This is a genomic window from Pedococcus sp. P2_F6 (genome assembly GCF_056403675.1).
The window spans coordinates 344018-368081 of record NZ_JBFUEZ010000003.1; the positions used below are offsets into that span (position 1 = coordinate 344018).

The 24064-nt window shown below is 71.3% G+C and carries 25 protein-coding genes and 2 tRNA genes; 11 read left to right on the forward strand and 16 right to left on the reverse strand.

All coding sequences use genetic code 11. The features are described from left to right. Positions 1 to 11 precede the first annotated feature (11 nt). Positions 12 to 980 carry a selenide, water dikinase SelD gene (gene selD, locus AC1DWP_RS09610; protein ID WP_477614613.1) on the reverse strand — a complete coding sequence of 323 codons (969 nt, stop codon included), beginning with the start codon at positions 978 to 980 and terminating at the stop codon, positions 12 to 14. Positions 981 to 1052: 72 nt separating this feature from the next. On the opposite strand from selD, the gene AC1DWP_RS09615 reads away from it, so the two are divergent. The 3 genes from AC1DWP_RS09615 (at position 1053) to AC1DWP_RS09625 (ending at position 3945) form a co-directional block, all read left to right on the forward strand. Next, positions 1053 to 1148 (forward strand) — tRNA-Sec (locus AC1DWP_RS09615). A gap of 16 nt (positions 1149 to 1164) precedes the next feature. Then, a complete protein-coding gene (gene selA / locus AC1DWP_RS09620; protein WP_477614238.1) occupies positions 1165 to 2487 on the forward strand; it encodes an L-seryl-tRNA(Sec) selenium transferase in 1323 nt (440 codons plus the stop codon). 9 nt (positions 2488 to 2496) lie between these two features. Then, on the forward strand, positions 2497 to 3945 hold the full coding sequence (locus tag AC1DWP_RS09625) for a SelB domain-containing protein (protein ID WP_477614239.1): 1449 nt from the start codon (positions 2497 to 2499) through the stop codon (positions 3943 to 3945). Here AC1DWP_RS09625 and AC1DWP_RS09630 read toward each other — a convergent pair. From AC1DWP_RS09630 to AC1DWP_RS09655, 6 genes are all read right to left on the reverse strand, one after another. Then, positions 3935 to 5335: a hypothetical protein gene (locus AC1DWP_RS09630; protein WP_477614240.1), complete on the reverse strand. Its 1401-nt coding sequence runs from the start codon at positions 5333 to 5335 to the stop codon at positions 3935 to 3937. The genes AC1DWP_RS09625 and AC1DWP_RS09630 overlap by 11 nt on opposite strands. Further along, complete coding sequence (locus tag AC1DWP_RS09635; protein ID WP_477614241.1) at positions 5332 to 5880, reverse strand: hypothetical protein; 549 nt, start codon at positions 5878 to 5880, stop codon at positions 5332 to 5334. The genes AC1DWP_RS09630 and AC1DWP_RS09635 overlap by 4 nt, the downstream gene beginning before the upstream one ends. A 20-nt stretch (positions 5881 to 5900) precedes the next feature. Beyond that, entirely contained in the window at positions 5901 to 6500 is a 600-nt protein-coding gene (locus AC1DWP_RS09640) for a hypothetical protein (RefSeq protein WP_477614242.1), read from the reverse strand. A gap of 91 nt (positions 6501 to 6591) precedes the next feature. Beyond that, positions 6592 to 7443 carry a hypothetical protein gene (locus AC1DWP_RS09645; RefSeq protein WP_477614243.1) on the reverse strand — a complete coding sequence of 284 codons (852 nt, stop codon included), beginning with the start codon at positions 7441 to 7443 and terminating at the stop codon, positions 6592 to 6594. Positions 7444 to 7461: 18 nt separating this feature from the next. After that, on the reverse strand, positions 7462 to 8001 hold the full coding sequence (locus tag AC1DWP_RS09650) for a MauE/DoxX family redox-associated membrane protein (protein WP_477614614.1): 540 nt from the start codon (positions 7999 to 8001) through the stop codon (positions 7462 to 7464). Between the two features lie 146 nt (positions 8002 to 8147). Beyond that, positions 8148 to 8990, reverse strand: coding sequence for a hypothetical protein (locus AC1DWP_RS09655; protein WP_477614244.1), 843 nt, complete (start codon positions 8988 to 8990; stop codon positions 8148 to 8150). Between the two features lie 186 nt (positions 8991 to 9176). Here AC1DWP_RS09655 and AC1DWP_RS09660 point away from each other — a divergent pair, with 186 nt between their 5' ends. Together AC1DWP_RS09660 and AC1DWP_RS09665 are read left to right on the forward strand one after the other, a co-directional pair. Next, the gene (locus AC1DWP_RS09660; protein ID WP_477614245.1) at positions 9177 to 9695 is read left to right on the forward strand and encodes a peptidylprolyl isomerase; all 519 of its coding nucleotides are present in this window, start codon (positions 9177 to 9179) and stop codon (positions 9693 to 9695) included. Positions 9696 to 9758: 63 nt separating this feature from the next. Next, entirely contained in the window at positions 9759 to 10640 is an 882-nt protein-coding gene (locus AC1DWP_RS09665) for a rhomboid family intramembrane serine protease (RefSeq protein ID WP_477614246.1), read from the forward strand. 100 nt (positions 10641 to 10740) lie between these two features. On the opposite strand, the gene AC1DWP_RS09670 is transcribed toward AC1DWP_RS09665, so the two are convergent. Beyond that, positions 10741 to 10989 (reverse strand): cell division protein CrgA, encoded by a 249-nt coding sequence (locus AC1DWP_RS09670; RefSeq protein ID WP_477614247.1) that lies wholly within the window; start codon positions 10987 to 10989, stop codon positions 10741 to 10743. 65 nt (positions 10990 to 11054) lie between these two features. On the opposite strand from AC1DWP_RS09670, the gene AC1DWP_RS09675 reads away from it, so the two are divergent. Genes AC1DWP_RS09675 through AC1DWP_RS09690 form a run of 4 tightly spaced genes read left to right on the forward strand, consistent with a single transcriptional unit; the run spans position 11055 to position 13377 of the window. Beyond that, a complete protein-coding gene (locus AC1DWP_RS09675) occupies positions 11055 to 11807 on the forward strand; it encodes a DUF881 domain-containing protein (RefSeq protein ID WP_477614248.1) in 753 nt (250 codons plus the stop codon). Then, complete coding sequence (locus AC1DWP_RS09680; protein ID WP_477614249.1) at positions 11804 to 12487, forward strand: class E sortase; 684 nt, start codon at positions 11804 to 11806, stop codon at positions 12485 to 12487. Before AC1DWP_RS09675 ends, AC1DWP_RS09680 begins: the two co-directional genes overlap by 4 nt. A 3-nt stretch (positions 12488 to 12490) precedes the next feature. Continuing rightward, positions 12491 to 12724, forward strand: coding sequence for a hypothetical protein (locus AC1DWP_RS09685; RefSeq protein WP_477614250.1), 234 nt, complete (start codon positions 12491 to 12493; stop codon positions 12722 to 12724). Beyond that, a complete protein-coding gene (locus tag AC1DWP_RS09690; protein WP_477614251.1) occupies positions 12721 to 13377 on the forward strand; it encodes an aminodeoxychorismate/anthranilate synthase component II in 657 nt (218 codons plus the stop codon). Before AC1DWP_RS09685 ends, AC1DWP_RS09690 begins: the two co-directional genes overlap by 4 nt. A 51-nt stretch (positions 13378 to 13428) precedes the next feature. Here AC1DWP_RS09690 and pknB read toward each other — a convergent pair whose 3' ends face one another. The 7 genes from pknB to AC1DWP_RS09725 are packed head-to-tail and all read right to left on the reverse strand — an operon-like array spanning position 13429 to position 22112. Then, the gene (pknB, locus tag AC1DWP_RS09695; RefSeq protein ID WP_477614252.1) at positions 13429 to 15270 is read right to left on the reverse strand and encodes a Stk1 family PASTA domain-containing Ser/Thr kinase; all 1842 of its coding nucleotides are present in this window, start codon (positions 15268 to 15270) and stop codon (positions 13429 to 13431) included. Next, a complete protein-coding gene (locus tag AC1DWP_RS09700) occupies positions 15267 to 16535 on the reverse strand; it encodes a serine/threonine-protein kinase (protein ID WP_477614253.1) in 1269 nt (422 codons plus the stop codon). Before AC1DWP_RS09700 ends, pknB begins: the two co-directional genes overlap by 4 nt. Next, positions 16532 to 17989 (reverse strand): peptidoglycan D,D-transpeptidase FtsI family protein, encoded by a 1458-nt coding sequence (locus AC1DWP_RS09705; RefSeq protein WP_477614254.1) that lies wholly within the window; start codon positions 17987 to 17989, stop codon positions 16532 to 16534. The genes AC1DWP_RS09700 and AC1DWP_RS09705 overlap by 4 nt, the downstream gene beginning before the upstream one ends. Further along, positions 17986 to 19362 carry an FtsW/RodA/SpoVE family cell cycle protein gene (locus tag AC1DWP_RS09710; protein WP_477614255.1) on the reverse strand — a complete coding sequence of 459 codons (1377 nt, stop codon included), beginning with the start codon at positions 19360 to 19362 and terminating at the stop codon, positions 17986 to 17988. Before AC1DWP_RS09710 ends, AC1DWP_RS09705 begins: the two co-directional genes overlap by 4 nt. Continuing rightward, positions 19359 to 20708, reverse strand: coding sequence for a PP2C family protein-serine/threonine phosphatase (locus AC1DWP_RS09715; RefSeq protein ID WP_477614256.1), 1350 nt, complete (start codon positions 20706 to 20708; stop codon positions 19359 to 19361). Before AC1DWP_RS09715 ends, AC1DWP_RS09710 begins: the two co-directional genes overlap by 4 nt. Before the next feature lie 12 nt (positions 20709 to 20720). Continuing rightward, positions 20721 to 21236 carry an FHA domain-containing protein FhaB/FipA gene (locus AC1DWP_RS09720; RefSeq protein ID WP_477614257.1) on the reverse strand — a complete coding sequence of 172 codons (516 nt, stop codon included), beginning with the start codon at positions 21234 to 21236 and terminating at the stop codon, positions 20721 to 20723. A gap of 9 nt (positions 21237 to 21245) precedes the next feature. Beyond that, positions 21246 to 22112: an FhaA domain-containing protein gene (locus AC1DWP_RS09725; protein ID WP_477614258.1), complete on the reverse strand. Its 867-nt coding sequence runs from the start codon at positions 22110 to 22112 to the stop codon at positions 21246 to 21248. Between the two features lie 197 nt (positions 22113 to 22309). Here AC1DWP_RS09725 and AC1DWP_RS09730 point away from each other — a divergent pair. Together AC1DWP_RS09730 and AC1DWP_RS09735 are read left to right on the forward strand one after the other, a co-directional pair. Then, a tRNA-Leu gene (locus AC1DWP_RS09730) sits at positions 22310 to 22392 on the forward strand. 112 nt (positions 22393 to 22504) lie between these two features. After that, entirely contained in the window at positions 22505 to 23182 is a 678-nt protein-coding gene (locus AC1DWP_RS09735; RefSeq protein ID WP_477614259.1) for an NADPH-dependent F420 reductase, read from the forward strand. A 40-nt stretch (positions 23183 to 23222) separates the two neighbouring features. Here AC1DWP_RS09735 and AC1DWP_RS09740 read toward each other — a convergent pair whose 3' ends face one another. Continuing rightward, positions 23223 to 23867 carry an RNA polymerase sigma factor gene (locus AC1DWP_RS09740; protein ID WP_477614260.1) on the reverse strand — a complete coding sequence of 215 codons (645 nt, stop codon included), beginning with the start codon at positions 23865 to 23867 and terminating at the stop codon, positions 23223 to 23225. Positions 23868 to 24064 lie beyond the last annotated feature (197 nt).

The window sequence follows — 24064 nt, forward strand, 5'->3', positions numbered from 1 at the left end:
TCACAAGCCGTTCAGCGAATCCCGATCCGCGGCGGGCCGGCCACGGTGTGGCCGATGACCGCCGCTCCCGGCACCTCGCCGACGACGAGCAGGCCTCCGCTGGTCTGGGCGTCCGCCAGCATGAGCAGCACGTCCTCCGAGGCTCCGCCGTCGAGGTGCGGACGCACCCACTCGAGGTTGCGTCGCGTGCCCCCGCTGACGAAGCCGGCGCGCAGGCCCTCCCACGCGCCCTCGAGCACCGGCACGGCCGCTGAGTCCAGCACCGCCCCGACCCCGGAGGCACGCAGCAGCTTGAACAGGTGTCCCAGCAGTCCGAACCCCGTGACATCGGTCGCCGCCTCGACCCCCGCCGCCAGGGCCGCAGCGCTCGCGGTGTCGTTGAGCTCGACCATCGAGGCAATGGCCTGTGGGAAGACCTGCCCGGTGGCCTTGTGCTGGTTGTTGAGCACGCCCACCCCGATCGGCTTGGTGAGCGAGATGGGGAGACCGGCGCGCGCAGAGTCGTTGCGCAGCAAGCGATCCGGGTCGGCGAGGCCGGTCACGGCCATGCCGTACTTGGGCTCTGGGTCGTCGATGCTGTGCCCGCCGGCCACGGGACACCCCGCCTGCCCCGCCACGTCGAGGCCACCACGCAGCACCTCACGGAGCAGCTCGAGCGGAAGCACCGACCGCGGCCAGCCGACCAGGTTGATCGCCACCACGGGGCGGCCACCCATGGCGTAGACGTCCGAGAGCGCGTTGGCCGCGACGATCCGACCGAAGTCATACGCGTCGTCGACCACCGGCGTGAAGAAGTCCGCCGTGCTGATCACGGCCGTGCCGTCGGCGACCCGGACGACCGCACCGTCGTCCCCGTCGTCGAGCCCGACGAGGAGGTCGTCGCCGGTCTGCCCCCCGAGCCCGCGCACCACCTCCTCGAGCTCGCCCGGCGGGATCTTGCAGGCGCAGCCGCCGCCCGCGGCATACTGCGTCAGTCGCACGGGCTGGCGCGGGTCGGTGAGCAGCGGGTGCACGCTCGGTTGGGTCACGGTTCCTACGCTAGCCTCGCCAGCGGAGGCGTACAGGCGCCTGGTGGCCCTCCCGGTCTTCAAAACCGGTGCAGCCGAGCACCTCGGCTGGGCGGGTTCGATTCCCGTCCGCCTCCGCCAAGGGACAGGAGGTCGTATGCCGCAGCCGCAGTCCAGTCGCGAGTCCAGTCGCGAACCGGACGCCCGCCGCCTCGTGCCTCGCACGGACACCGTCCTCGCCGAACCGGCTGTGGCACAGGCGATCTCGCGTTACGGCCGCGACACTGTGCGGGCCGCTGTCCAGGCGGCCCAGGACGAGGCGAGGCTCGGTGCCATCGCCCCCGACCAGGTGGCGGCGACGGCGCTCGCGGCCCTGCCGGCCCTGTCCACGACGCTGCGTCCCGTCCTCAACGCCACGGGCGTCGTCATCCACACCAACCTGGGTCGGGCACCGCTGTCAGCGGCCGCCGTCGAGGCGATGGCCGCGGCCGCGGGCGCTGTCGACGTCGAGCTGGACCTGGCGACCGGTCGACGCTCGACCCGCGGGCGCGGCACCATCGCGGCGATCCTCGAGGTGCTGCCGGAGGCGGAGGCTGCCCTCGTGGTCAACAACGGGGCGGCGGCACTGGTCCTGGCCACCACGGCCCTGGCTGCCGGACGGGAGGTCGTCGTCAGCCGCGGTGAGATGGTGGAGATCGGCGACGGCTTCCGGCTGCCGGACCTGATCGCGAGCGCAGGTGCCCGGTTGCGCGAGGTCGGCACGACCAACCGCACCACCCTGGCCGACTACGAGGCCGCCATCGGTCCGGAGACCGGCTGCATCCTCAAGGTGCACCCCAGCAACTTCCGCGTCGAGGGGTTCACCTCCGCCGTCCCCGTCGCCGCCCTCGCCGTCCTGGGGCCGCCCGTGGTGCACGACATCGGCAGCGGACTGCTGCGCCCGCACCGCCTGCTGCCCGACGAGCCCGACGCGGCACGTTCGCTGGCCGACGGCGCGGCGGTCGTGACCTGCAGTGGCGACAAGCTGCTCGGCGGCCCCCAGGCCGGGCTGGTGCTCGGTCGCGCCGACACCGTGTCGCGGCTGCGCCGCCACCCGTTGGCCAGGGCGGTCCGGGCCGACAAGACCACCCTCGCGGCACTCGAGGCCACGCTGCGCGGTCCACGCCCGCCGGTCTGGGACGCCCTCGAGGCCGACCCCGATCGGCTCCGGGCTCGCTGCGACGCCGTCGTCGCGGCGTTGCTCCCCGGGCTGGCCACCGTGGTCCCCGCCGACGGGGTCGTCGGTGGTGGCGGCGCTCCGGGCCACACCCTGCCAGGGTGGGCGGTTGCCCTCCCCGAGGCGTATGCCGCGGCACTACGTCTCCAGGCCCGTCCCGTCCTGGCGCGGGTGGAGAAGGGGCAGTGCCTGGTCGACCTGCGCTGCATCCCGGAGTCCGCAGATCCGTTGGTGGCGCAGGCAATCCGCGACGTCGTCGGTTAGCGGGGTTTGATGGCGGTTGTCGCGACGGCTGGTCACGTCGACCACGGGAAGTCGACCCTGGTCCGGCTCCTGACGGGTCAGGAACCGGACCGCTGGGCGGAGGAACGCCGACGTGGGCTGACGATCGACCTCGGCTACGCCTGGACCGAGATCGGCGGGCGCCGGGTCAGCCTCGTCGACGTGCCCGGTCACGAGCACTTCATGGGCAACATGCTCGCGGGGCTCGGGCCCGTGACCGCGGTGATGTTCGTCGTCGCGGCGGACGACGGGTGGAGCCGCCAGTCGCAGGAACACGCCCTGGCGATCGCTGCTCTCGGCATCGCACGGGTGCTGCTGGTCGTGACCAGGTGCGATCTTGCTCCGGGTCAGGCAGCCGCGCGGGAGGCGGTCACGCGTCTCGCCTCCTTGGGAGTCCCGGTGACGGAGACCGTCCTCGTGTCCGGTGCCACCGGCGAGGGCCTGACGGACCTGCGAGCAGCCCTGGGCCGCCTGGCCGCGGCTACGCCGGTGGGCCACGCCGAGGTCGGGGCGCCCGTCCGCCTGTGGGTGGACCGGTCCTTCACGATCCGGGGTGCCGGCACCGTGGTCACGGGCACGCTCGAGGCCGGGACGATCCGGGTGGGTGACGTCTTCGTCCTGCGCGATCGACAGGTCAGCGCGCGCGGCCTGCAGTCCTGCGGCGAGCAGGTGGAGGCGGTGACCGGCCCGGCTCGGGTGGCCGTCAACCTGAGGGGTGTGGCTGCCGCCGAGGTCTCCCGCGGCGACGCGCTGCTGGGCCTGTCGTGGCCCTCTCCGGCGACCGTCGTCGACGTCACCCGGACAGGCGGGGTGACCGAGCCCGGTGCGGTCACCGGGCCTGGCGCCGGGGCGCGGCTCCCGAGGACGCTCACCCTGCACGTCGGGACCGCTGCCCTGCCCGTCCGCACCCAGCGGCTCACCGACGGGAAGGTCCGGTTGCGGTTGCCGCGGCCCGTCCCCCTGGTCCCGGGAGACCGGGCGGTGCTGCGTGACCCCGGTCTTCGCGAGGTGCTCGCCGGCGTCGAGGTGGTCGCGGTGGATCCCCCCATTCGCCGCGACCGTCGGCACCAGCACCCGTCGGGAGACGCCTCCCCCGCACCGGACGGCATACAAGCGCTCGTCGCCTGGTTGGCGACGCACCCGTTGCAGGCGCCGTCCCGTGACCAGCTCGACGAGTGGGCGCTCACCGCACGCGATCTCGCCGACGCAGCCGATCGTGGCGAGATCGTCCGTCTCGGTGGGGTGGTCCTCGCCGGTGACGCCATCGGGGTCGCCGAGCAGGTCGTGCGCCGGCTGCCGCAGCCGTTCGCCGTGGGCGACGCCAGCCGGGCACTGGGGACGTCCCGACGCGTGGCGGTGCCCCTGTTGGAGCGCCTCGACACCGCGATGGTGACGCGACGCCTGGCCGACGGACGCAGGGAGCTGCGGGTCAGGCCGTGATCGTGCCGCCCTCGAAGGCGCAGGTCAGCTGGCCGTTACCGGCGGCCTGCGTGCGGCTCACCGGATAGCCGTAATTGCCGGTCGCCCCACCGGCGGACTTCCACTCGGTGAGGACGTTGCCGTAGACCTCGTAGGCCGTCGCCCCGCTCAGCCCCCAGATCTCGCCGCCCTGGAACACCTGGTACGAGCCGCGGTTGGTCGCCACAGCCGACGACGTGGGGTACTTCAGCGGTCCGATGTACCGGTCGACGAGGTACCAGGCTGCGTAGATGGCTCCCGCCACCACCTGGGTCGAGGTGGCCACCGAGTCGGTGATGGCGCCCTTCTGGAACCGCTGGATCCACGCGCCGCCGCCCAGGTCCTGCTTGGCCGCCACGGGATAGCCGAGGACGCCCGACTCCCGCCCGGCGCTCTGCCACACGGGCCAGCGGATGCCCCACACGAGCTGGGTCGTGGTCGAGGCGCTGTCCGTGATGGCGCCCTTCTCGAACAGCTGGATCCAGCCGCCGCCCGTGAGCCCGGTGATCTTGTCGGAGGTCGGGTAGCCCAAGTGGCCCCTGACTCCTCCGTCCGCGACGAAGAGCGAGTCCACGAACGACGACATCGCCCTCGCCCCGGTCTTCGAGCTCCACCAGATGCGGCCGCCCTGGAAGGCGACGTACTGCCCGCGGCCGTCGCCGACTGCGCGCTGTGGACCGGTCGAGGCCTTGAGGAAGGATCCCTGGTCGCCCATGGCGTGGTACTTGACCGTGATCGCGCTCCACTTCGGCAGGCTCGGTGCGCTGTGCTCGCCGGTGCGGTTGTCGCTGAGGGAGGTCGTGGTGCAGCTGGTCCACTGGTAGGGCGGCCGACAGCTGACGACGCGGCAGTGCACGCCACCGCTGCACTTGACCTGGGTGTTGCACTGGCCGTAGCGGAAGGCGTTGCAGCAGACGCGTCGCTGGTCGCAGGTCGCCGACGACCCGGTGCCGCACGAACAGCTCCAGCACCTCGAGTCGCACATGTTGTCGCTGCACCCGGTCGTGCACTTGGAGCAGCTCGCGTTGCAGTCGACGATGTAGCGGTAGCCACCCCCGCACCACGAGGAGTCGGCGGCCTTCCACCACCCTGCGGCGAAGCTGCCCGGCGGGCAGGTGTTGACGCCCTTGTTGATGGTCGCGCAGAAGACCGTCCAGCCGCTCCCCGCCGTGTTGCCAGGGCCGCAGATGGTGGCGTATGCCGCGACGGGAGTGAGGGCGTACTCCTTGGGTTTCGTGGCGAGCGCGGTGGCCGCGACGGTCGCGCCGACGAGCACGTCGCGGCGTGACACCGGACGCAGCCGTCGCGCCAGGGTCCCCACGAAGCCGGCCATGCCGCCGGGACCGGCGTTGAGGTCGTCCAGCGTGCTCATGGTCGTCCTCCTTGCCGGGTGAGGGTGGCCCGGTCGGTGATCCGGATCGTGGCGACCATGGCCGCGGCGCGGGGCACCGAGGCCATCCGTCGGGCGTGGCTGCCCACGACGGTGAACAGGCAGAACGCGCGTCCGCCCGAGCTGAAGAAGTGCTGCGAGGCGCTCATCCCCGGCAGCGGGCGTTGGAGCCGGTTGGGACCGAACTGGGAGGGCGCCAGGCGCGGCATGCCCTGGTTCTCGAAGAGCCCGCGGTCCGCGACCTCGGCGCCGTAGTCGACCAGGGCAACGAAGACGTCGTCCGGTCCCAGCAGGTCGACGACGTTGCTGCCGAAGTCGCCACGGTCGGCGGGCATCGTCCGGGTGCACGCGTGCAGCACGGCCCGGGTCACGTCCGCCTGGGGTGCCGGGGTGGTCCCCGGCGCCGCGCTCCGGGCGCCCGGAGCAGCCGGCGAAGTCGCTGGGCCCGGCTCGGCGCCGGCCCTTCGGGTCACGGACACCTGCCAACCGTGGGGCGCGTCGGCCCTCAAGCCGTAGTTGTCAGCCATTGCCCTCAACTCCACTGCCCTCAACTCGCAAATGCGGCGGCGGCCAGCAGGATCGCGGCCGCTCCTCCCAGGGCCACCTTAGCGAGGACCGCTGCCGGATTTGTCCATTGCTCTACGCGGATGAAGACCCGGTGCAGGTCGTCGCGGTCCGCAACCCGCGCCATGAGCAGCGAGGGCAGCGCCCGCACGACCCCGAACGTCGCTCCCACGGCCAGCCCGGCACCGAGGTGACCGGCGAGGGCGGCCAGCAGCACCGCGGCATACGTCGTCGCGCTGGTGATGATGGTGACGAGACCGAAACCGAGCTGCGCACCGAAGCCCACGCCGTAGACCCAACCGCGGTAGCGGGTCAGCCAGGCTACGTCGACCTGCCGGCGCCAGGAGGGCAACGACTGGGCGCCGCGCAGGTCGGAGGCGAGCCCGACCAGCAGCAGGACCGCGACGAGGACCAGCGTCCAGGCCGAGGTGCGCGCCGCGTCGGGCAGGGCCGAGCCGAGGGCGCCGGCGAGGCCGCCCATGGCCAGTCCCCCGGCCAGCGACCCGAGGAGGTATGCCGTGGTGGTCAGCCACCAGCGGGAGTTGCGGGCCCGCTCGCCGAGCGGGCTGATGCTCGAAAGCATCGACTCGCCTCAAGGGGACCAGGTGGCCCGGACGGCGGCGACCGCGGCCATCGGCAGACCCAGGGCCAGGGCGAGCACGGTCACGGACATGTCAGTGGTGGTGCTCGTGATGCGAGTGGTCGTGACCGTCGTCGGATACCGGTTCGGCGTCCGGCGAGCGGTGCAGGCTCGGGTCGCCCGGTCCGATGCCAGCGGCCAGCAGCTCGGCGTCCATCCGCGGCAGGCTGTCGCGCTCGCCCCGTCCGATGTCACTGTCGACGTGGGCGCCCACGAGCAGCCCGGGACCGGTGCGCCCGGCTGCGGCGCGCGCCTCGGCGTTGTCGGCGACCCCTTGGGCCATCAGGTCGCGGACCTGCGCCCACGTGGTCGCCGACCCCTCGCCGGTCACGACTCCGCCCTCGACGTACACGAAGTAGGGCGATCCGGGGATGTCGTAGTCCAGCCACGCACCCGAGGACTGGATGACGTCACGGTCGCCGGCCAGGGTGCGCAGGGTCGAGATCGACTCCTCTGCCGCGCCCTTGGCGACGATGCGCAGGTCGCCGTCGCCGGGCACGTCCACCGATCCCTGGAACTCGTCCCAGAACGTCTGGCACACGCTGCACCCGCTGGTGAGGAAGGCCAACAGCGTCCTCGACCCGGCCGCGGTCACGGCGACCCGCTGCTCGACCCGGTCCAGGTCGGTGCCGATGATGTCGTGGGCCGTCGCGGAGTCCTTGCGGGTCGCCTGCACCACGCCCGTCTCGAGCTCGACCGGCACGGGACCGGGCTTGCCACCGGTGGTGGCGGTGGTGACGCCGGTGCCCGCCTCGCGTTCCAGCTCGAGCCCGGCACCGAGCTCGTGCAGGGCCTTGAGGATGAGGGCGTGGCTGCGCAGCAGCCCGAGGACGAGCACACCGAGCAGCACGATGGCCACGGCTTCGGCGATGACGGCGGCGAGCATCAGGTCGGCTTCTCCTGGTCAGACGCGGGAGGTCGGGGGGACGGTGCTGCGGATGGCTGCGGGGGACGTCGTCGGCAGCACGGCCATCACCTGCCAGGCCAGGAACCCGATCACGCCGGCGAGCCCCACGATGGTCAGGCTGGTCGCGTCCACGGCTGACCAGGCACCCACCGGAGGGTCGAGGGTGACCGCCAGGGCGGTGAGGGCCGCGAGGGCGGTCAGGGCTGCGTGGGTGCGCGTCGCGGGGGTGTCGGGCTTGCCGAAGCACCCGCACGACCCGAGCACGCCACCCTTCGTGAGGACGCGGGCGACGAACGCCGTGAAGACGAGGTATGCCGCGGCCACCAGGGCCGCGCTCGCCCGGCCGGGCGCGACCAGGGCCCAGCCGCCGACGGCGATCTCGACGACGGCGAAGGCGCGCACCAGATGGCGGCCGGCCGGCATACCTGCTGCGCGCAGCGCCCGAACCAGCGGAAGCGGATCGCGGACCTTGGGGACCCCGGCCAGCACGAGGAGCCCCGCCGCAGCGAGGAACGGTCCCGCAACCACGTCCCACATCCGCACCCACGTTACCGTCCGCTCCCGCCCTCCCCCCAACGCAAAACGGCGGTTGCGTCGCGAAACGGGGCTTGTAACTGCCGTTTCGCGAGCAACCGCCGTTTTGCGAGGGCGGGTGCCAGGGCGGGGCGCCGGGTCAGATCGGGTCAGTCGACCTTGTCCTTGGCGTCCTGCGCGGCGTCCGACACCTCGTCGGCGGCGTCCGAGACCCCGTCGGCGGCGTCGGTGGCGACGTGCTTGCCCTTGCTCGTGACCTTGTCCTTGGCGTCGGACGCAGCCTCGGTGGCCTTGTCCTTGGCTTCAGCGGCCTTGTCCTTGACCGTCTCGGCGGCGCTGGTGGCCTTCTCCTTGGCGGCGTCGGTCAGGCTGGCGACCTTGCTGGTCGTGCTGACGCTGGAGTCTCGGCCGGCCGTCGGTGCGGTGTAGGGGTCGTCGAGGGGCGTGGCCCACGGGTCCTCGCGCGGTGCCGACTTCTTGAAGGCCGCGAGAGCGGCTGCTGCGGCGGCGGCCAGACCGAGGAACAGCAGGATCTTGCCCTTGCGCCTGCGGGGCTTGGCCACGGCGTCGCCCTTGAGCACCGAGTAGGCGTCGGAGGACCGGTCAGCCGTGTCGGCAGCGGCCGACTTGGCGGCGGCGGAGGCTGCGGCGACGGCCGCGATCGCCTCGGCGACCCTCGGCAGCAGCGTGTCGACGATGGTGTCGCGGGCGGTGTCGACCTTGGGGGCCAGCCCCTCGACGGCGCCCTGCAGCTTGGGGGCAGCCACCTCGATGCCGTGGTCGACCCGCGGCTTGGCCCACTCGCGGGCGGCCTCGAGGCCGTGCTCGACGTGGGGCTTGCTCCAGTCCTTGGCCTGGGCGGCGCGTTCCTTGGCCACCTCGGCGGCCGGGCCGACGCGCTCCCTGAGGGCTGCTGCATAGTCGACCGCGCTCTGCGCGGAGCTGCTGACAGCGTCGCTGGCCTGCTCAGTCTTGGTCTTGGTGCGGAACACCGTGCCTCCTGTGACTTGGCGTGGGATGGAGTCCGGACGATCGGCGAACCAGTGCCGCGGAGGGCTCTGCACGACGACCGGACGGACGACTTCTCTCGACCCATCCTGCCTTGTTTCCGCTGGTGAGCAAGCCCGTGGGGGTACTGAGGGCCATCTCACGAGACCGCGCATGGAAGGATGGCCGACATGGACGTCACCCTCAAGACCAACCACGGCGACATCAACGTCACGCTGTTCCCCGACCACGCCCCGAAGACCGTCAAGAACTTCGTGGGACTGGCCAAGGGCGAGCAGGAGTACCGCGACGACGCCGGCCGATCCAACCCCACGCCGTTCTTCGACGGCCTGGTGTTCCACCGCATCATCCCCGGGTTCATGATCCAGGGCGGATGCCCCCTCGGGCAGGGCTTCGGTGGTCCGGGCTACACCTTCGACGACGAGATCAGCCCCGACAAGGACTTCACCAAGCCGTACATGCTCGCCATGGCCAACGCCGGCAAGCGGATGGGCAAGGGGACCAACGGCTCGCAGTTCTTCATCACCGTGGGCAACACCACGTGGCTGCAGGGCAAGCACACCATCTTCGGTGAGGTGGCCGACGGCCCCAGTCGCGAGGTCGTCGACAAGATCGCCGCCGTTCGCACCGGTGCGAACGACAAGCCGGTCGAGGACGTTGTCATCGAGTCGGTCGTCGTCCACGACTGACGTCGACCCGCACCACCCCTCGAAGGCCGCCGTCCACGGCGGCCCCCAAGGCAAGGTCCGCACATGAGTGAGCCCACGGCATACCCGCAACAGCAGACGACCCCCGTCTGCCCGCGGCACCCCGACCGGGTCTCCTACGTGCGCTGCCAGCGGTGCGCGCGGCCGGTCTGTCCCGAGTGCCAGCGACCGGCCGCGGTCGGCGTCCAGTGCGTCGACTGCGTGAAGGAACAGGCCAAGACGGTCCGCAGCACGCGGACCGTCTTCGGCGGCAGCGTCAGTGACACCCCGTTGGTGTCCTACGCGATCATCGCGATCTGCGTCCTGGTCTTCGTGCTGCAGACGGCCGAACCGAGCCTGAGCGGCGACATCTCCTTCGTGCCCTACCTGGGCGCGCACGAGCCCTGGCGCTTCCTCACGTCGGCGTTCGCCCACGCGACGATCACGCACATCCTGTTCAACATGCTGGCGCTGTGGATGGTGGGGGCGCAGTACCTCGAGCGGCTGCTGGGCGGAGCGCGGTACGCCGCGGTCTACCTGGTGAGCGCCATCGGCGGATCGTCCTGCTACCTGCTGCTGTCACCGGCGGTGCCCTTCGACGAGCTCGACCCCAGCTCCTGGTACATCGGCGCGGTCGGTGCGTCGGGAGCGGTCTTCGGCCTGTTCGGCGCGCTGCTCGTGCTCAACCGGCACCTGGGCCGTTCCTCGGCCGGCATGTACGCGACGATCGGCATCAACGCCGTGATCGGCTTCGTCGTGCCGGGGATCGCGTGGCAGGCCCACCTCGGTGGTCTGCTCACCGGCGCTGCCGTGGCGGGGGTGATCGCGGCGACCTCCGCCCGCGAACGCCGCCGCTGGCAGTGGCCCGGCGTGGCACTGGTGCTGCTCGTCGTGGTCGCGGTCGCGATCGGCAAGTATGCCGCGTCGCCGGCCTCGCTCCTCGGCTGACCCGGGCGTCGGGCCCGTATTACACGCCTGTCATTTGTCCCCAGCTGTGCACAACCCTGTGGATAACGTGCGGGTCAGGCGGTCAGGCGGGACGGTGCGGTCAGCGCCAGCGGGTCGTCATCGCGAAACCCGTGAGCATCAGGCCGAAGCCGACGCCGAGGTTCCAGCGACCGAGCGACTCCAGCGGGAAGCGCTGGCTGGTGATGTAGAAGACGACGATCCACAGGAGGCCGACGACCATGAGCGTCAGCATCGCCGGCACGAACCAGGGCGGGTTGCCGACCTTGGCCTTCGCGGGCTTGCTCGGCGGGGTGTAAGCGCGCTTGGCGCGACCCTTGGACTCAGGCACGGAAACACTCCTCGAAACTCGGACGGCAGCGTCAACCGTCTCGACGTGTGGCATAGCGTAGTGCCATGGCGGACCAGCGGCTCACGTGGCTGACGCGCCGCCCCACTCTCTGGTCGGCCGTGGTCCCGCTGGTCGCCCTGGTCGCCGGACTGTTGTTCGCCCTGAGCGCGGCCACGGCCCGGGGCACCGACCTGCGTTCGTCGGGCGGTGACCTGCCGGGCCTGATCCGCAACCAGACCCGCCAGAACACCGTCCTCGCAAGCCGGCTCGCGCAGCTGCGTGCCGAGGTGGACCGGCTCTCGGCCCAGCAGGCCCCCGGCGACCTGCGCGTCACCCAGCTGACCACGGAGGCCGACAAGCTGACCCTGGCGGCCGGCACCCAGGCCGTGGCCGGCCCCACGGTGCAGGTGTCGCTCACCGATGCCAAGAACGTCCCCGCCGTGCTGCCCGACGGCTTCTCGGTCGACGACTACGTCGTGCACCAGCAGGACGTCCAGGCCGTCGTCAACGCGCTCTGGGAGGGCGGAGCCGAGGCGATGATGCTGATGGACCAGCGGATCATCTCCACCAGCGCGGTCCGCTGCGTCGGCAACACCCTCATCCTCCAGGGACGGGTGTACTCCCCTCCCTACGTCATCTCCGCCATGGGTGACCAGTCCAACCTCAAGACAGCGCTGGAGCGCAGCCCGTCGGTGTCCATCTACCGGCAGTGGGTGGGCGAGGTCGGCGTGGGATACGACGTGAGGACGAACGTGCAGCAGACCTTCCCCGCCTATGCGGGCTCGATCAACCTGCAGCGCGCCCGGGCCGGCCGATGAGGGTGGCCCGCTGGGTCCTGGGTGTCGCCGGCGACCTGATGGTCACGGCGGGGCTGCTGCTTCTCCTCTTCGTCGGCTGGCAGCTCTGGTGGACCGACGTCACCGCCAACCGCACGCAGGACGCGACGGTCTCCACGCTGACCCGCGACTTCGCGGCCGCGGCGCCGACCAGCCCCGCCGGGCAGCCGACGGCTGCCCCGTTCGGGGCGGCGTTCGCGATCGTGCGGATCCCGCGCCTCGGGGCGCACTACGCGCGCCCGCTCCTCGAGGGCACCGGCCGCGACATCCTCCAGGACGGCATCGGCCACTACGACGGCACCGCGGGGCCCGGGGCGGTCGGCAACTTCGCGATCGCCGGGCACCGCACGACCTACGGGCGTCCTTTCCACGACATCGACAAGCTGCGCAGCGGTGACCTGGTCGTGGTGGAGACCAAGGCGGCATACAACGTCTATGCCGTGCGGCGTCACGAGATCGTGGCGCCCAGCGACGTCAGGGTGATCGCGCCCGTGCCCGACAAGCCTGGCGCGAAGCCCACCGAGCGCTGGCTGACGATGACCGCGTGCCACCCCAAGTACAGCGCCGCCCAGCGCTACGTCGTGTTCGCCCAGCTGGTGAAGACCTACCCCCATGCCGAGGGCCTGCCTGCCGGGACCCTCGCCGCCCCGAAGGGAGCCTGACCGATGCTGTATGCCGCGATCTGGCGCGCGCTGCCCGGTCCCCTCGTGGTGCGGGTGCTGCTCGCCGCCGTGCTCGTGCTGCTCGTGGTCGCCTTCTGCTTCCTGTGGCTCTTCCCGCGCATCGCCCCCCTCATGCCGTTCAACGAGAACACGGTCGACCCCACCGCACTGCGTGCGCCGAACCACCTGGTCCGGGCCCAAGAAACAGGAGTACCGATGACGGAGGACCACCGATGACCCGCATCCTCGTCGTCGACAACTACGACAGCTTCGTCTTCACCATCGTCGGCTACCTCCAGCAGCTCGGTGCCGAGTGCGAGGTCGTGCGCAACGACGCCGTGCGTCCCGCCGACGGCGCGGAGTTCGACGGCGTCCTGGTCTCACCCGGACCAGGGACCCCGGAGGAGGCCGGCGTCTCGATGGCGATGATCGAGGGCTGCGGGGAGCGTGCCCAGCCGATGCTCGGCGTGTGCCTCGGTCACCAGGCTCTCGGAGTCGTGACCGGGGCAACGGTCGGCCGCGCCCCGGAGCTGCTGCACGGCAAGACCTCCAGGGTGCTCCACGACGACACGGGGGTGCTCGCGGGGCTGCCGTCGCCGTTCACCGCGACGCGCTACCACTCGCTGACGATCGACCCCGCGACCGTTCCCGAGACGCTGGTCGCCAACGGTCACACCGAGTCCGGCATCATCATGGCCGCGCGCCACCGCGACCTGCCACTGCACGGCGTGCAGTTCCACCCCGAGAGCGTGCTCACCGAGGGCGGCCACCGGATCCTCGCCAACTGGCTGACCCTGTGCGGCCTCGAGGACGCGGTCGCCCGCTCGGCAGGACTCAGCCCGTTGGTGCGCGACGCCGAGGGCGTGGCGCGAGCCGTCGCCGCCGGCTGACTCCACCGCTTCGCCGGGCCGCGCCACGGGGCCTCGTCTGGGGCCGCCTGGCTACGGCAGCGTGGTCGCCGTTCCCGTCGGCAGAGTGGGGGGCGCCGTGGTCGTCGCCGTCGTGGGTGGGGTGGTGGGTGTCTGCACCGGGGGTGGTGGCTGCGCGATGGTCAAGGTGATGGTCGAGCCGTCGTTCACCTTCGTCTTGGCCTTGATGCTCTGCTTGAGCACCGTGTTCTCCGGCTGGGTGCTGTCGACGTAGGTCGTCTTGACGCTCAGCCCGAGCTCGCCGAGCAGGTCGGCCGCCTCGTTGCGGGTCTTGCCCACGACATCCGGCACCGTCACCTTGCCGGACGACACGTTCAGGTCGACGGCCGAGCCCACCGCGACGGCCTCGCCCGCCGCCGGCGAGGTCGTCGAGACCTTGCCCTTGTCCAGTCCGGTGTCATCGACCTCCTTGATGCTGCCCACCTTCAGGTTGAGGTCAGCCAGCTGGGCGGCGGCCTCGTCCTTGCTGAAGCCCTTGAGGTCGGGCAGGTCGACGGTGTTCGGCCCGATCGACACGCTGATGCCCACCTTGCTGCCGCTCGTGACCATCTCGCTGGCGCTGGGGTTCTGGTCGACGACGGTGCCGACCTCCTTGGCGCTGTTGACATCGGTGGGCTCGGGCACCAGTCCGAGGGCGCGGATCTTGGCCTCGGCCGTGTCGACGGGCAGGTCGATCACCGAGGGGACCGCGACCTTCGGCTGGTTCTGTCCCGGCCGGTCCAGCAGGGCCTTCCCGGCCACGGCGATCAGGGTGAGGGCACCGAGCACGGCGAGGACCAGCAGGAAGTAGGCCAGGCCCCGTCGCTTGCGGGGCTCGTCGTCGGGGTCGTGCCCGATGGCGGGAAGGGTCGCCGTGTTGGACCCCGCCGGCGCGGCATACTTCCCCCCGGCCGGGATCACCGTGGTGGCTGCGGTCGCGCTGGCCGGCGCGAGGGCCACCGTCGCGTCGGCGGTGCCGGCCGCGGCGCCTGCCGTGCCACGAGCAGCTGCGCTGATCGGGCGGCCGAGGCGCGCCGCCTGCAGGTCGGCACGGAAGGCGGTGGCGTCCTGGTAGCGGGACTCACGGTCCTTGGCCAACGCGTGCAGCACCACGGCGTCGAGGGCGTGGTCGATGCCGGGGGTGAGGGTCGACGGGCGCGGCGGGGGCTGCCCGACGTGCTGGTAGGCGATGGCCACCGGGGAGTCGGCCTGGAACGGCGGCCGTCCCGTGAGCAGCTCGAAGAGCAGGCAGCCGGTGGAGTAGAGGTCCGAGCGGGCGTCGACGTGGTGACCCTGGGCCTGCTCAGGGGAGAGGTACTGCGCCGTGCCGATGACGGCCTGGGTCTGGGTCATCGTCGCGTTGGCATCGGCGACGGCGCGGGCGATGCCGAAGTCCATCACCTTGATCTGGCCCTGGGGGCCGATCATGACGTTGGCCGGCTTGATGTCGCGGTGCACGATGCCCATGCGGTGGCTGTAGGCGAGGGCGTCGAGGACACCCTCGGTGATCCGGGCCGCCTCGGCCGGCGCGAGTGGTGAGCTGTTGTTGAGCAGCTCGCGCAGGGTCTGACCCTCGACGTGCTCCATGACGATGAAGGGCACGGGAACGCTGGCGCCTCCGGCCTCGGTGGCGTAGTCCTCGCCCGAGTCGTAGACGGCCACGATCGATGCGTGGTTGAGGCCTGCGGCGGACTGCGCCTCCCGGCGGAACCGGGCGAGGAACGCGGGGTCCCGCGCCAGGTCGGAGCGCAGCATCTTGATCGCCACGGGTCGCGACAGGCGGGTGTCGTGCCCCAGGTGGACCTCGGCCATGCCACCGCGGCCGAGGAGCTCACCGATCTCGTAGCGTCCCCCGAGCAGGCGTGGTGCTGTCACTTCTTCTTTCCCCCTTTGCCCTTGCCGTTGCCCGCGTTGGCGGGCGCCTTCGGCGCGGCAGTGGTGGCGGGCGCTGTGGTCCGGCTCGCCGTCGTCGCCGTCGTGGTCGCGCTGGATGGTGTCGTTGGTGTCGTGGTGGCCGTGCTGGGTGTGGTGGCACCGGGGTTGCCCTGCCGCGCTCCGGCTCCTCGACCGCCGAGGGCGATGGCCACCACGATGACGACGAGGACGACGACCGCGGCCGCGGCCGGGATCAGCCAWCCCGGCCGCCGAGTGTCGTGCACCGCCGTGTCGGCGCGGTCGGAGTCCGTGGTGATGTCGGCACCGGAGGCTGCCGGCGTGGGCATGACCGAGGTCGGCAGGGTGCCCTCGGGCCCGAGGTCGGCCGGGACGCCGACGATGAAGGGTGCGACGGCCGCGGCCGCGCCGGCGACCAGGTGTGCGGGGGCCTGTCCGGGCGTCAGCCTGAGCGCCTCGGCGAAGGCGGCCGCGCTCTGGGGTCGCAGGGTCGGGTCCTTGGCCAGCGCCGCCATGACGGTGGTGCGCAGCGGTTCCTCGACGTCGTCGGAGAGCGGTGGGGCCGGCTGGCTGATGTGCGCCAGGGCGGTGGTCACCAAGGTGTCGCCGGAGAACGGTCGCTGGCCGGTGATCATCTCGTAGCCGACGACGGCCAGGGCGTAGACGTCGCTCAGTGGACCCGCCACCTCCCCCTTGGCCTGCTCGGGAGCCAGGTAGTGGGGTGTCCCCAGCACCTCTCCGGTCTGGGTCAGCGGCGCCTCGTTGAGGGCGCGGGCGATGCCGAAGTCGGTGAGCTTGGCGTACCCGTTGGCGTCGACGACGATGTTGGCCGGCTTGACGTCTCGGTGGACCACGTCCGCCTCGTGGGCGGCCTGAAGGGCCAGGGCCGCCTGGTAGAGGATCTCCGTGACCTCGGCCTGGGGCATCGGTGCGCGCTCGCGGATCAGCGTCGACAGGGGTTCGCCCTGCAGGAGCTCCATGACGAGGAAGGCGCTGCCGTCCTCCTCGCCGAAGTCGTGGACGGTGCCGATGTTGGGGTGGGACAGTCCGCCGCTGTGTCGTGCCTCGGCGCGGAAGCGCTCGAGGAAGCCTTCGTCCTGTGCGCTGCCGGGCAGGAGGACCTTGACGGCGACCTCGCGATCGAGCGTCTCGTCGTGGGCCCGCCAGACCTCGCCCATCCCGCCGAGGGCGATGCGCTCGACGAGGCGGTAGCGGTCGGCCAGCACCTGGCCGGTCTCGTGGCTCACTTGCCCAGCACCGCTTCCATCACTGCCTTGGCGATCGGTGCCGCGACCCGGCCGCCCGCGGCCTCGTTGCCGGCATTGCCGCCGTCCTCGACGACGACCGCGACGGCGACCTTGGGGTCGCTCGACGGCGCGAACCCGGTGAACCAGGCGTGCGGCGCCTTGCCTGCGGCGTGCTGCGCGGTGCCGGTCTTGCCCGCGACGTCGATACCGCTGATCTGGGCGGCGCGGCCCGTGCCGCTCTTCACGACGGCTTCCATCATCCGGGTCAGGGCTGCCGCGGTGTCGGCCGAGACGGCCTGCGAGAGCTGTTCGGGCTGCGTCTCGTCGATCACCTCGAGGTCCGAGGAGGTGACCTTCTTGACGAGGTGAGGTCGCATCACGATCCCGTTGTTGGCGATGGCGGCCGAGATCATCGCGACCTGGAGCGGCGTCACGCGAACGTCGTACTGACCGATCGCGGACTGCGCGAGCTGGGGCTGGTTGAGCTCCGCCGGCACCGAGCTCGGCGTGACCGACATCGGCACCGACAGGCGGTCACCGATGCCGAACTTCGCCGCCTGGGCGCGGAAGCCGTCGGCCCCCACCTGCATGCCCAGCCACCCGAACGCGGTGTTGCACGAGATCTCGAGGGCGTGCGTGAGGGTGGTCTTGTCGTTGGGACCGCAGTTGCCCCGGAAGTCGTTGGGCAGGTCGGAGCTGGTCTGCGGCAGGTCGAGCACGGCCGGGCCGGGGATCTGGCTCTCCTCGGTGAACTTGCCGGACTCGAGCGCCGCCGCGGCGGTGACGATCTTGAACGTCGACCCCGGAGGGTAGAGGTTTCCGGCGATGGCGCGGTCCACCATCGGCTGGGTGGGGGCGGAGTTGAGCTGCTTCCAGGCTGCGACGACCTTGTCGGTGTCGTGGCTGCTCAGCACGGAGGGGTCGTATGCCGGGTGGCTGACGAGGGCGAGGATCTCACCGGTCGTGGGGTCGAGGGCGACGACGGCTCCGCGCTGGTCGCCCAGCGCCTTGTCGGCGGCGGCCTGCGCCTTGGCGTTGATGGTGAGCTCGAGGCTCGCGCCCGTCTGCTCCTTGCCGGTGAGGATGTCGGAGACGCGGCGGTAGAAGAGCTTGTCGGAGGACCCGGCGAGCAGGCTGTTCTCGGCCCCCTCGATGCCACCGCCCGCGCCGTAGGTGAACGAGTAGTAGCCGGTGATGTGCGAGTAGAGGTCGCCCTGCGGATAGGTCCGCAGCCACTTGAGCTCGTCCTTGGTGGCGGTGGACTTCGCGACCGGGGTGCCACCGACGAGGATCTGGCCGCGTTCGCGGGCGTAGTTGGCCAGCAGGGTGCGGCGGTTCTCCGGGCGGTCCTGGAGGGCCTTGGCCTGGACGAACGAGATGTAGGTCGAGGAGATCAGCAGCGCCGTGAACAACAGCGCGACGACGGTCGAGAGCCGGCGGATGGGGGCGTTCACCGGATCGCCACCACTTCGGTCCTGGCCTGGCCGGACGGCGTGGGACCGGGCTGGATCTCGGCGACCGGGCGCCGGGCGACGTCGCTGATGCGCAGCAGCAGGGCGACGAGGGTCCAGTTGGCGAGCAGGGAGGAGCCTCCATAGGACAGGAACGGCATCGTCAGACCGGTCAGCGGGATGACCCGGGTGACTCCGCCGACGACGACGAAGCACTGGAGGGCCACCGAGAACGCGAGCCCTGCGGCGAGGAGCTTGCCGAAACCGTCGCGGACACCGAGCGCGGTGCGCAGTCCGCGCTCGACCAGGAGCACGTAGAGCACCAGGAGCGCGAACAGCCCGATGAGGCCGAGCTCCTCGCCGAAGCTCGGGATGATGAAGTCGGACTCGGCGAAGTAGGTGAGGTCGGGACGGCCACGACCCAGACCGGTGCCGAGCAGGCCACCGGCGGCCATGCCCATCAGGCCCTTGGCCACCTGGTCCGACTGGTCGGGCGCGAACGGGTCGAGCCACAGGTGCACGCGCTGCTGGACGTGCCCGAACACGAGGAACGCGAGATAGGCCCCACCGCAGAACAGCGTCATGCCGATCGCGATCCACGAGGTGCGTTCGGTGGCGACATAGAGCATGGACACGAACAGCCCGAACAGCAGCAGCGACGAGCCGAGGTCCTTCTCGAAGACGAGGACGAGCAGGCTGAGCACCCAGGCGACGATGATCGGCCCCAGGTCCCTGCCGCGGGGGAACGTGAACCCGAGCACCTTGCGACCTGCGAGGGACAGCGCGTCGCGGGTCTGCACGAGGTAGCCGGCGAAGAACACGGCCAGCACGATCTTGGCGACCTCACCGGGCTGGAAGGTGAAGGGTCCGAGCCCGATCCAGATCCGCGACCCGTTGACGGTGCGACCGATACCGGGGATCAGGGGCAGGATCAGCAGCCCGAAACCGACGACGGCCGCCGTGAAGGTATAGCGCCGCAGCATCCGGTGGTCACGCAGGAACCACAGCACCACCGCGGCGATCGCCACGGCGAGGGCACTCCACGTGAGCTGCTTGAGGGCCAGGCCCGAGCTGATGTCGCGTCCCTTGGCGATGTCGAGGCGGTGGATCATGACCAGCCCCAACCCGTTGAGCAGCGTGACGATCGGGAGCAGGAGGGGGTCGGCGTACGCCGCCTTCCACCGCAGCAGCAGGTGGAACGCCAGCGAGATGACGAGCAGGCCGGCACCGTGCGTGACCAGACCCGGGGGGAACGCGCCGGAGACGGACAGCCCCACGTTGACGTAGGCCAGGACCACGATGCTCACGGCCAGCAGGAGCAGCACCAGCTCGACGTTGCGGCGGGTTCGGGGGGCGAAGCTCGAAACGGTGGTCATCTCGTCGTCGTGGTCGCAGCGGTGGTCGGCGCCGTGGTGGTGGTCGAGGTGGTCGAGGTGGTGGTGGAGGGCGACGGGGTGCCGGCGTCCTCACAGGCCCCGCCGGTGGCCCGGCTCGCCGCGCACCGCAGCGCGTCGGTGCGCAGGCGGTTGACCAGCGCCTGCGCGTCGGCCAGCGAGTCCTTGGCGATGGTCTGCTGCACCTGTTGGCGCTCGAAATCGGGGAGGTCGGCCACCATGACGTCGGACCCGGACTCGACGTGGGACAGCTTGACCGGCCCGAGGTCCTGCGAAACCCCTTGGTAGATGGCGACATTGCCCTGGTGGGCGCCCACGAAGTACTGGCGCTGGGACCAGGTGTACGCGGCATACGCGCCACCGCCGAGCACGATGAGCACCAGGCCGAGCAGGGCGACGCGACGCAGCCAGCGGCCCGGCCCGGAGGCGGGGCCCTCCTCGGCGAGTGTGACGTCCTGGCTCTCGTCGTCCTGGCCCGAGGCCTCACGGGACAGGGCGGCGGCCTTCGCGGCAGGGGTCACCGGGATCGGGCGGGTGCCGCCCTTGGTGCGGGTGGCGGCGGCCCCGACGATCTGGGGCTGGGTCGGCGGCGCGGTCACCTTGGTGATGTCCACGACGTCACCGATGACGATCGTGACGTTGTCGGGGGCTCCCGCCTTGAGGGCGAGGTCGACGAGGCGGTCGGCCGTGGGGCCGGGAGCCTGTCCGGCGAGGACCAGCTCGGCGATCGTGTCGCCGGCGACGTAGTCGGTGAGGCCGTCGGACGCGATGAGGTAGCGGTCGCCGATGCGGGCCTCACGGACGGTGACGTCGGGCTCGTCGTCGTCCTGTCCGGTGAGTACCCGGGTCACCAGCGACCGCTGCGGGTGACCGATGGCCTCGTCCTCGGTGATCCGCCCCTCGTCGACCAGGCTCTGGACGAACGAGTGGTCCTTCGTGATCTGGGTGAGCTTGCCGTCGCGGGCGAGATAGGCCCTGGAGTCACCGATGTGGGCGAGGACGAGCTTGTTGTGGGACCGCAGGATCGCGATCAGCGTCGTGCCCATGCCCTGCAGGGCCGGTTCGGCCTTCGCGATGTCAGCGAGCTGGTTGTTGGCCGCTGTGATCCGTTGCAGCAGAGCCGAACTCGCCTCGGCGCTGCCCAGGGCCTCTCCATCGAGGTCGACGAGCGCACCGATCACGGTGGACGACGCGATGTCACCGCCGGCGTGACCACCCATGCCGTCGGCCATCGCCAACAGGCGAGGCCCGGCGTACCCGGAGTCCTGGTTCTCCGAACGGACCATGCCGACGTCGGAGCGCGCGGCGTAGTGGAAGGCGAAGGGCATCGTCGTGGCTACCTATCGCCGCAGCTCGATGACGGTCTTGCCGATCCGCAGCGTGCTGCCTGCCTCGACCCGGACGGGGCCGGTCAGTCGTTCCGTGCCGACGAAGGTGCCGTTGGTGGAGCCGAGGTCCTCGACGAACCACGCGTTGTCGCGCTGGAAGATGCGGGCATGCCGGCCGGAGGCGAAGTCGTCGTCGAGGATCAGCGCACACTCGGGGTTGCGGCCGATGATGGTGCCGGCCTGGCGCAGCGGAAGGCTCGTGCCGGTGAGCGGCCCCTGCGTGACGACGAGGGAGTGCGGCACGGACGAATGTGGTTGCCGCTTGGGGCGCTTCGCGGGTGTGGCCGGCGCTGGGGCGGCCGAGCGCGAGTCGGGCTGACGTGCGGCTGGCGCGGGCTTGCGGGGCGTGCGGCTGACGACGCGGGTGCCGTAGATGTCTCCCCGGAGCACGCCGACGACGCTGAAGACGAAGATCCACAGGAGGACGAGCAACCCGAGGCGGATGATCGTGAGGGTGAGTTCACTCATGCGTGGCGTTCACCGCCGACCGGCGCGGTAGATGACGGAGGTGCGCCCCACCGTGATCCGGTCCCCGTCGGACAGGCGCTGACTGGTGATGCGTTCGCTGTTGACGAACGTGCCGTTCGTCGACCCCATGTCCCGGATGCTCGCGACGAGGTGCGGCCCGTCGTTGGTCACGCGGATCTCGCTGTGCTGCCTGGAGATGCCCGGGTCGTCGAGGATGATGTCGGCGCTGTCGTCGCGGCCGAGCACGGTCATGGCGCCCATCAGCGGGTAGCGCTCGCCGTCGACGTCCAGCCACGGGCGGTCGGCCGGGTTGACCCGGCGTGGCGGGGCTGCCGGTGCGACCGGTGCCTGCATCTGCGTCGCCTCCAACCCGTCGTCCTCGGTATGCCGTGGGCGTGGGGCGGCCGGCGTCGGCGCGGCGGGGGTTGGCGCGGCCGGTGCGGCGGGGCTGGGAGCCGGCGTCGCGGCATACCCCTCCTCGCCCCGCTTGGGGGCGGCTCCGGGGCGCCGGGCAGTGGAGGTGCGGAGGCGGAAGACGCCCGTCTCGAGGTCGTTGGCGCTCGCGAAGTTCACCTGGAGGGGACCGCCGGGCTGGTAGCGCTGGGACTCGGCATGTTCCTGCGCCGCGGCGATCAGCTCGTTCTCGAGCTCCTCGTCGTAGCCACCGAGCCGCTCGTAGTCGGTGTCGGACAGCTCGACGGTGAACAGGTTGGGGACGATGGTCCGGCCCTGGCCGAGAACGGCGGCGCGGTCGTCCATCGCCCGGCGGATCGCGGACGCGATCTCCACCGGCTGGACCTCGGACTTGAAGGCACGGGCGAAGGCACCGTTGACGGCGCGTTCGAGGCGTTGCTCGACCCGGTCGAACAGTCCCACTGCTGGCACCTCCTCACCTGTTGCCCTGCGATGTCTGGTCACGTCTGGACCCGATCGTAACGGGCTGGTCTGGGCAGACTGGTCACGCGCGCCGCGCCGAAGGGGGCAGACGGTCCTCGTGGCCGCGTGTCCGTCGGAGGCGCGATGGGCCAGTTTGGCGAACGCAGGGCGCGTACGCCACAATTGGCCGTTCCCACGCGCGAGTGGCGGAACGGCAGACGCGCTGCGTTCAGGTCGCAGTGTCCGAAAGGGCGTGGGGGTTCAAATCCCCCCTCGCGCACGTGAGCTGAAGGCCCCCAACCACCACGGTTGGGGGCCTTCGCTCGATCCCTCTGCAGGCGCGCCCCACGGCGTCCTGGGACGGACCCGTGGCACGTGCCTACTATCGCCTCATGAGAATCGCAGTGCTCGGCACCGGCATCGTCGGCCAGACCATCGCCGGCAAGCTCGACGAGCTGGGCCACTCAGTGGCCATCGGCACCCGTGACCCCGAGGCGACCGCGGCCCGGGTCGACCCCGACCAGATGGGCAACCCGCCGTTCACGACCTGGCACGCCGCCCACCCCGGGGTCGAGCTGACCAGCTTCGCCGACGCCGCAGCCGGTGCCACCCTGGTCGTGAACGCCTCCTCCGGCATGGTCGCCCTCAGCGTCCTGGGTCTGGCCGGAGCGGACAACCTCAACGGCAAGGTGCTGCTCGACATCTCCAACCCGCTCGACTTCACCGCCGGCTTCCCGCCCACGCTCTTCGTCAAGGACAGCGACTCCCTGGCCGAGCAGGTGCAGCGGGCCTACCCCGGGGCGAAGGTCGTCAAGGCCCTCAACACCCTGACCGCCTCCCTGATGGTCGACCCGCAGTCCCTCGGTCAGTCCAGCACCGTGTTCGTGTCGGGTGACGACGCGGACGCCAAGGCCGAGGTCGTCGCGCTGTTGCAGGCCTTCGGGCACGACGACGTCATCGACCTCGGCGCCCTGGAGACCGCTCGGGGTGCCGAGATGCTGCTGCCCCTGTGGCTTCGCCTGATGGGTACGCTGGGCACCGGCCAGTTCAACTTCAAGGTGGTCCGCTGACGGCACTCCCCTGACCGGGCACCGAGCACGCGGGCCGCTGCTACCAGCCGGTCTCCTGGTCCTGGGCCTCGCGGTAGGCCTTGAGCAGGCCACCCCGCGCACGGAAGTTCAGGGCGGCAGCCGCGTTGGGGTTCAGGCCCATCTTGGCGGCCGCGACACCCAGGGGCTCGCCCACCACCGCGGTCCGCCACAGGATCTCCCGCCACCGGGGTGGGAGCGTGGCCAGGGCATCCATCATCACGGTGTGCTCCACGAACGCCTCTGCCGCATCGGGCTCGGCGTTGTCGAGGACGTCAGGATCATCGACCAGGAACTCCCGGGCGCTCCGGCGGATTCCGTCGACGTAGAGGTTGCGGATCGTCGCGACCAGGTAGGGGCGGAACGCGACCTTGGGACCGGCCCCGTGGAGGATCGCCACCAGCACCTTGGTGAAGGCCTCGGAGACGAGGTCCTCGGCAACCCCGTGCCCCGCGATGCCCCTCGCCGCCCTCAGCGCCGACGCGTGGTAGCGCGTGTACAACGTCGCCGTCGCGGACTCGTCGCCCGCCCGGACGGCCTCGATCAGGGCCGAGTCAACCTCCTCGCCAGGAGCGTGGTGCTGCCCGACACCGGAGTCGTGCTGCTCATCGGCGTCGGTGCCGCGCCGAGGGTGTGGCGCGTCCGAACCGACGGGTAGCGCTGACATCGGTACCTCCTCGTCCAGAGGTCCGGGTCCGGACCTCGATGTTCGTTGTCATGGTTCGACTGCTCCAGCGATGCCGCGTGTTGACGTCGACGCGAGGGGTGGTGCTACTTTCGGGCGGGGTTGTCGAACGTTTTGCAGGGGTCGCGGGTCGGTGAGCAGGCCGACGGCATACCGACCCATGCACCCGGAAGGGGAGG

What these genes read in the sequence shown, in the direction of transcription:
- AC1DWP_RS09630 (WP_477614240.1), bottom strand. Translation starts at nt 5,335, where the DNA reads ATGAGCACGCTGGACGACCTCAACGCCGGTCCCGGCGGCATGGCCGGC.
- AC1DWP_RS09625 (WP_477614239.1), top strand. Translation starts at nt 2,497, where the DNA reads ATGGCGGTTGTCGCGACGGCTGGTCACGTCGACCACGGGAAGTCGACC.
- AC1DWP_RS09675 (WP_477614248.1), top strand. Translation starts at nt 11,055, where the DNA reads ATGGCGGACCAGCGGCTCACGTGGCTGACGCGCCGCCCCACTCTCTGG.
- AC1DWP_RS09720 (WP_477614257.1), bottom strand. Translation starts at nt 21,236, where the DNA reads ATGAGTGAACTCACCCTCACGATCATCCGCCTCGGGTTGCTCGTCCTC.
- AC1DWP_RS09665 (WP_477614246.1), top strand. Translation starts at nt 9,759, where the DNA reads ATGAGTGAGCCCACGGCATACCCGCAACAGCAGACGACCCCCGTCTGC.
- AC1DWP_RS09735 (WP_477614259.1), top strand. Translation starts at nt 22,505, where the DNA reads ATGAGAATCGCAGTGCTCGGCACCGGCATCGTCGGCCAGACCATCGCC.
- AC1DWP_RS09660 (WP_477614245.1), top strand. Translation starts at nt 9,177, where the DNA reads ATGGACGTCACCCTCAAGACCAACCACGGCGACATCAACGTCACGCTG.
- AC1DWP_RS09635 (WP_477614241.1), bottom strand. Translation starts at nt 5,880, where the DNA reads ATGGCTGACAACTACGGCTTGAGGGCCGACGCGCCCCACGGTTGGCAG.
- AC1DWP_RS09645 (WP_477614243.1), bottom strand. Translation starts at nt 7,443, where the DNA reads ATGCTCGCCGCCGTCATCGCCGAAGCCGTGGCCATCGTGCTGCTCGGT.
- AC1DWP_RS09640 (WP_477614242.1), bottom strand. Translation starts at nt 6,500, where the DNA reads ATGCTTTCGAGCATCAGCCCGCTCGGCGAGCGGGCCCGCAACTCCCGC.
- AC1DWP_RS09685 (WP_477614250.1), top strand. Translation starts at nt 12,491, where the DNA reads ATGCTGTATGCCGCGATCTGGCGCGCGCTGCCCGGTCCCCTCGTGGTG.
- selA (WP_477614238.1), top strand. Translation starts at nt 1,165, where the DNA reads ATGCCGCAGCCGCAGTCCAGTCGCGAGTCCAGTCGCGAACCGGACGCC.
- AC1DWP_RS09740 (WP_477614260.1), bottom strand. Translation starts at nt 23,867, where the DNA reads ATGTCAGCGCTACCCGTCGGTTCGGACGCGCCACACCCTCGGCGCGGC.
- AC1DWP_RS09680 (WP_477614249.1), top strand. Translation starts at nt 11,804, where the DNA reads ATGAGGGTGGCCCGCTGGGTCCTGGGTGTCGCCGGCGACCTGATGGTC.
- AC1DWP_RS09715 (WP_477614256.1), bottom strand. Translation starts at nt 20,708, where the DNA reads ATGCCCTTCGCCTTCCACTACGCCGCGCGCTCCGACGTCGGCATGGTC.
- AC1DWP_RS09650 (WP_477614614.1), bottom strand. Translation starts at nt 8,001, where the DNA reads ATGTGGGACGTGGTTGCGGGACCGTTCCTCGCTGCGGCGGGGCTCCTC.
- AC1DWP_RS09710 (WP_477614255.1), bottom strand. Translation starts at nt 19,362, where the DNA reads ATGACCACCGTTTCGAGCTTCGCCCCCCGAACCCGCCGCAACGTCGAG.
- AC1DWP_RS09690 (WP_477614251.1), top strand. Translation starts at nt 12,721, where the DNA reads ATGACCCGCATCCTCGTCGTCGACAACTACGACAGCTTCGTCTTCACC.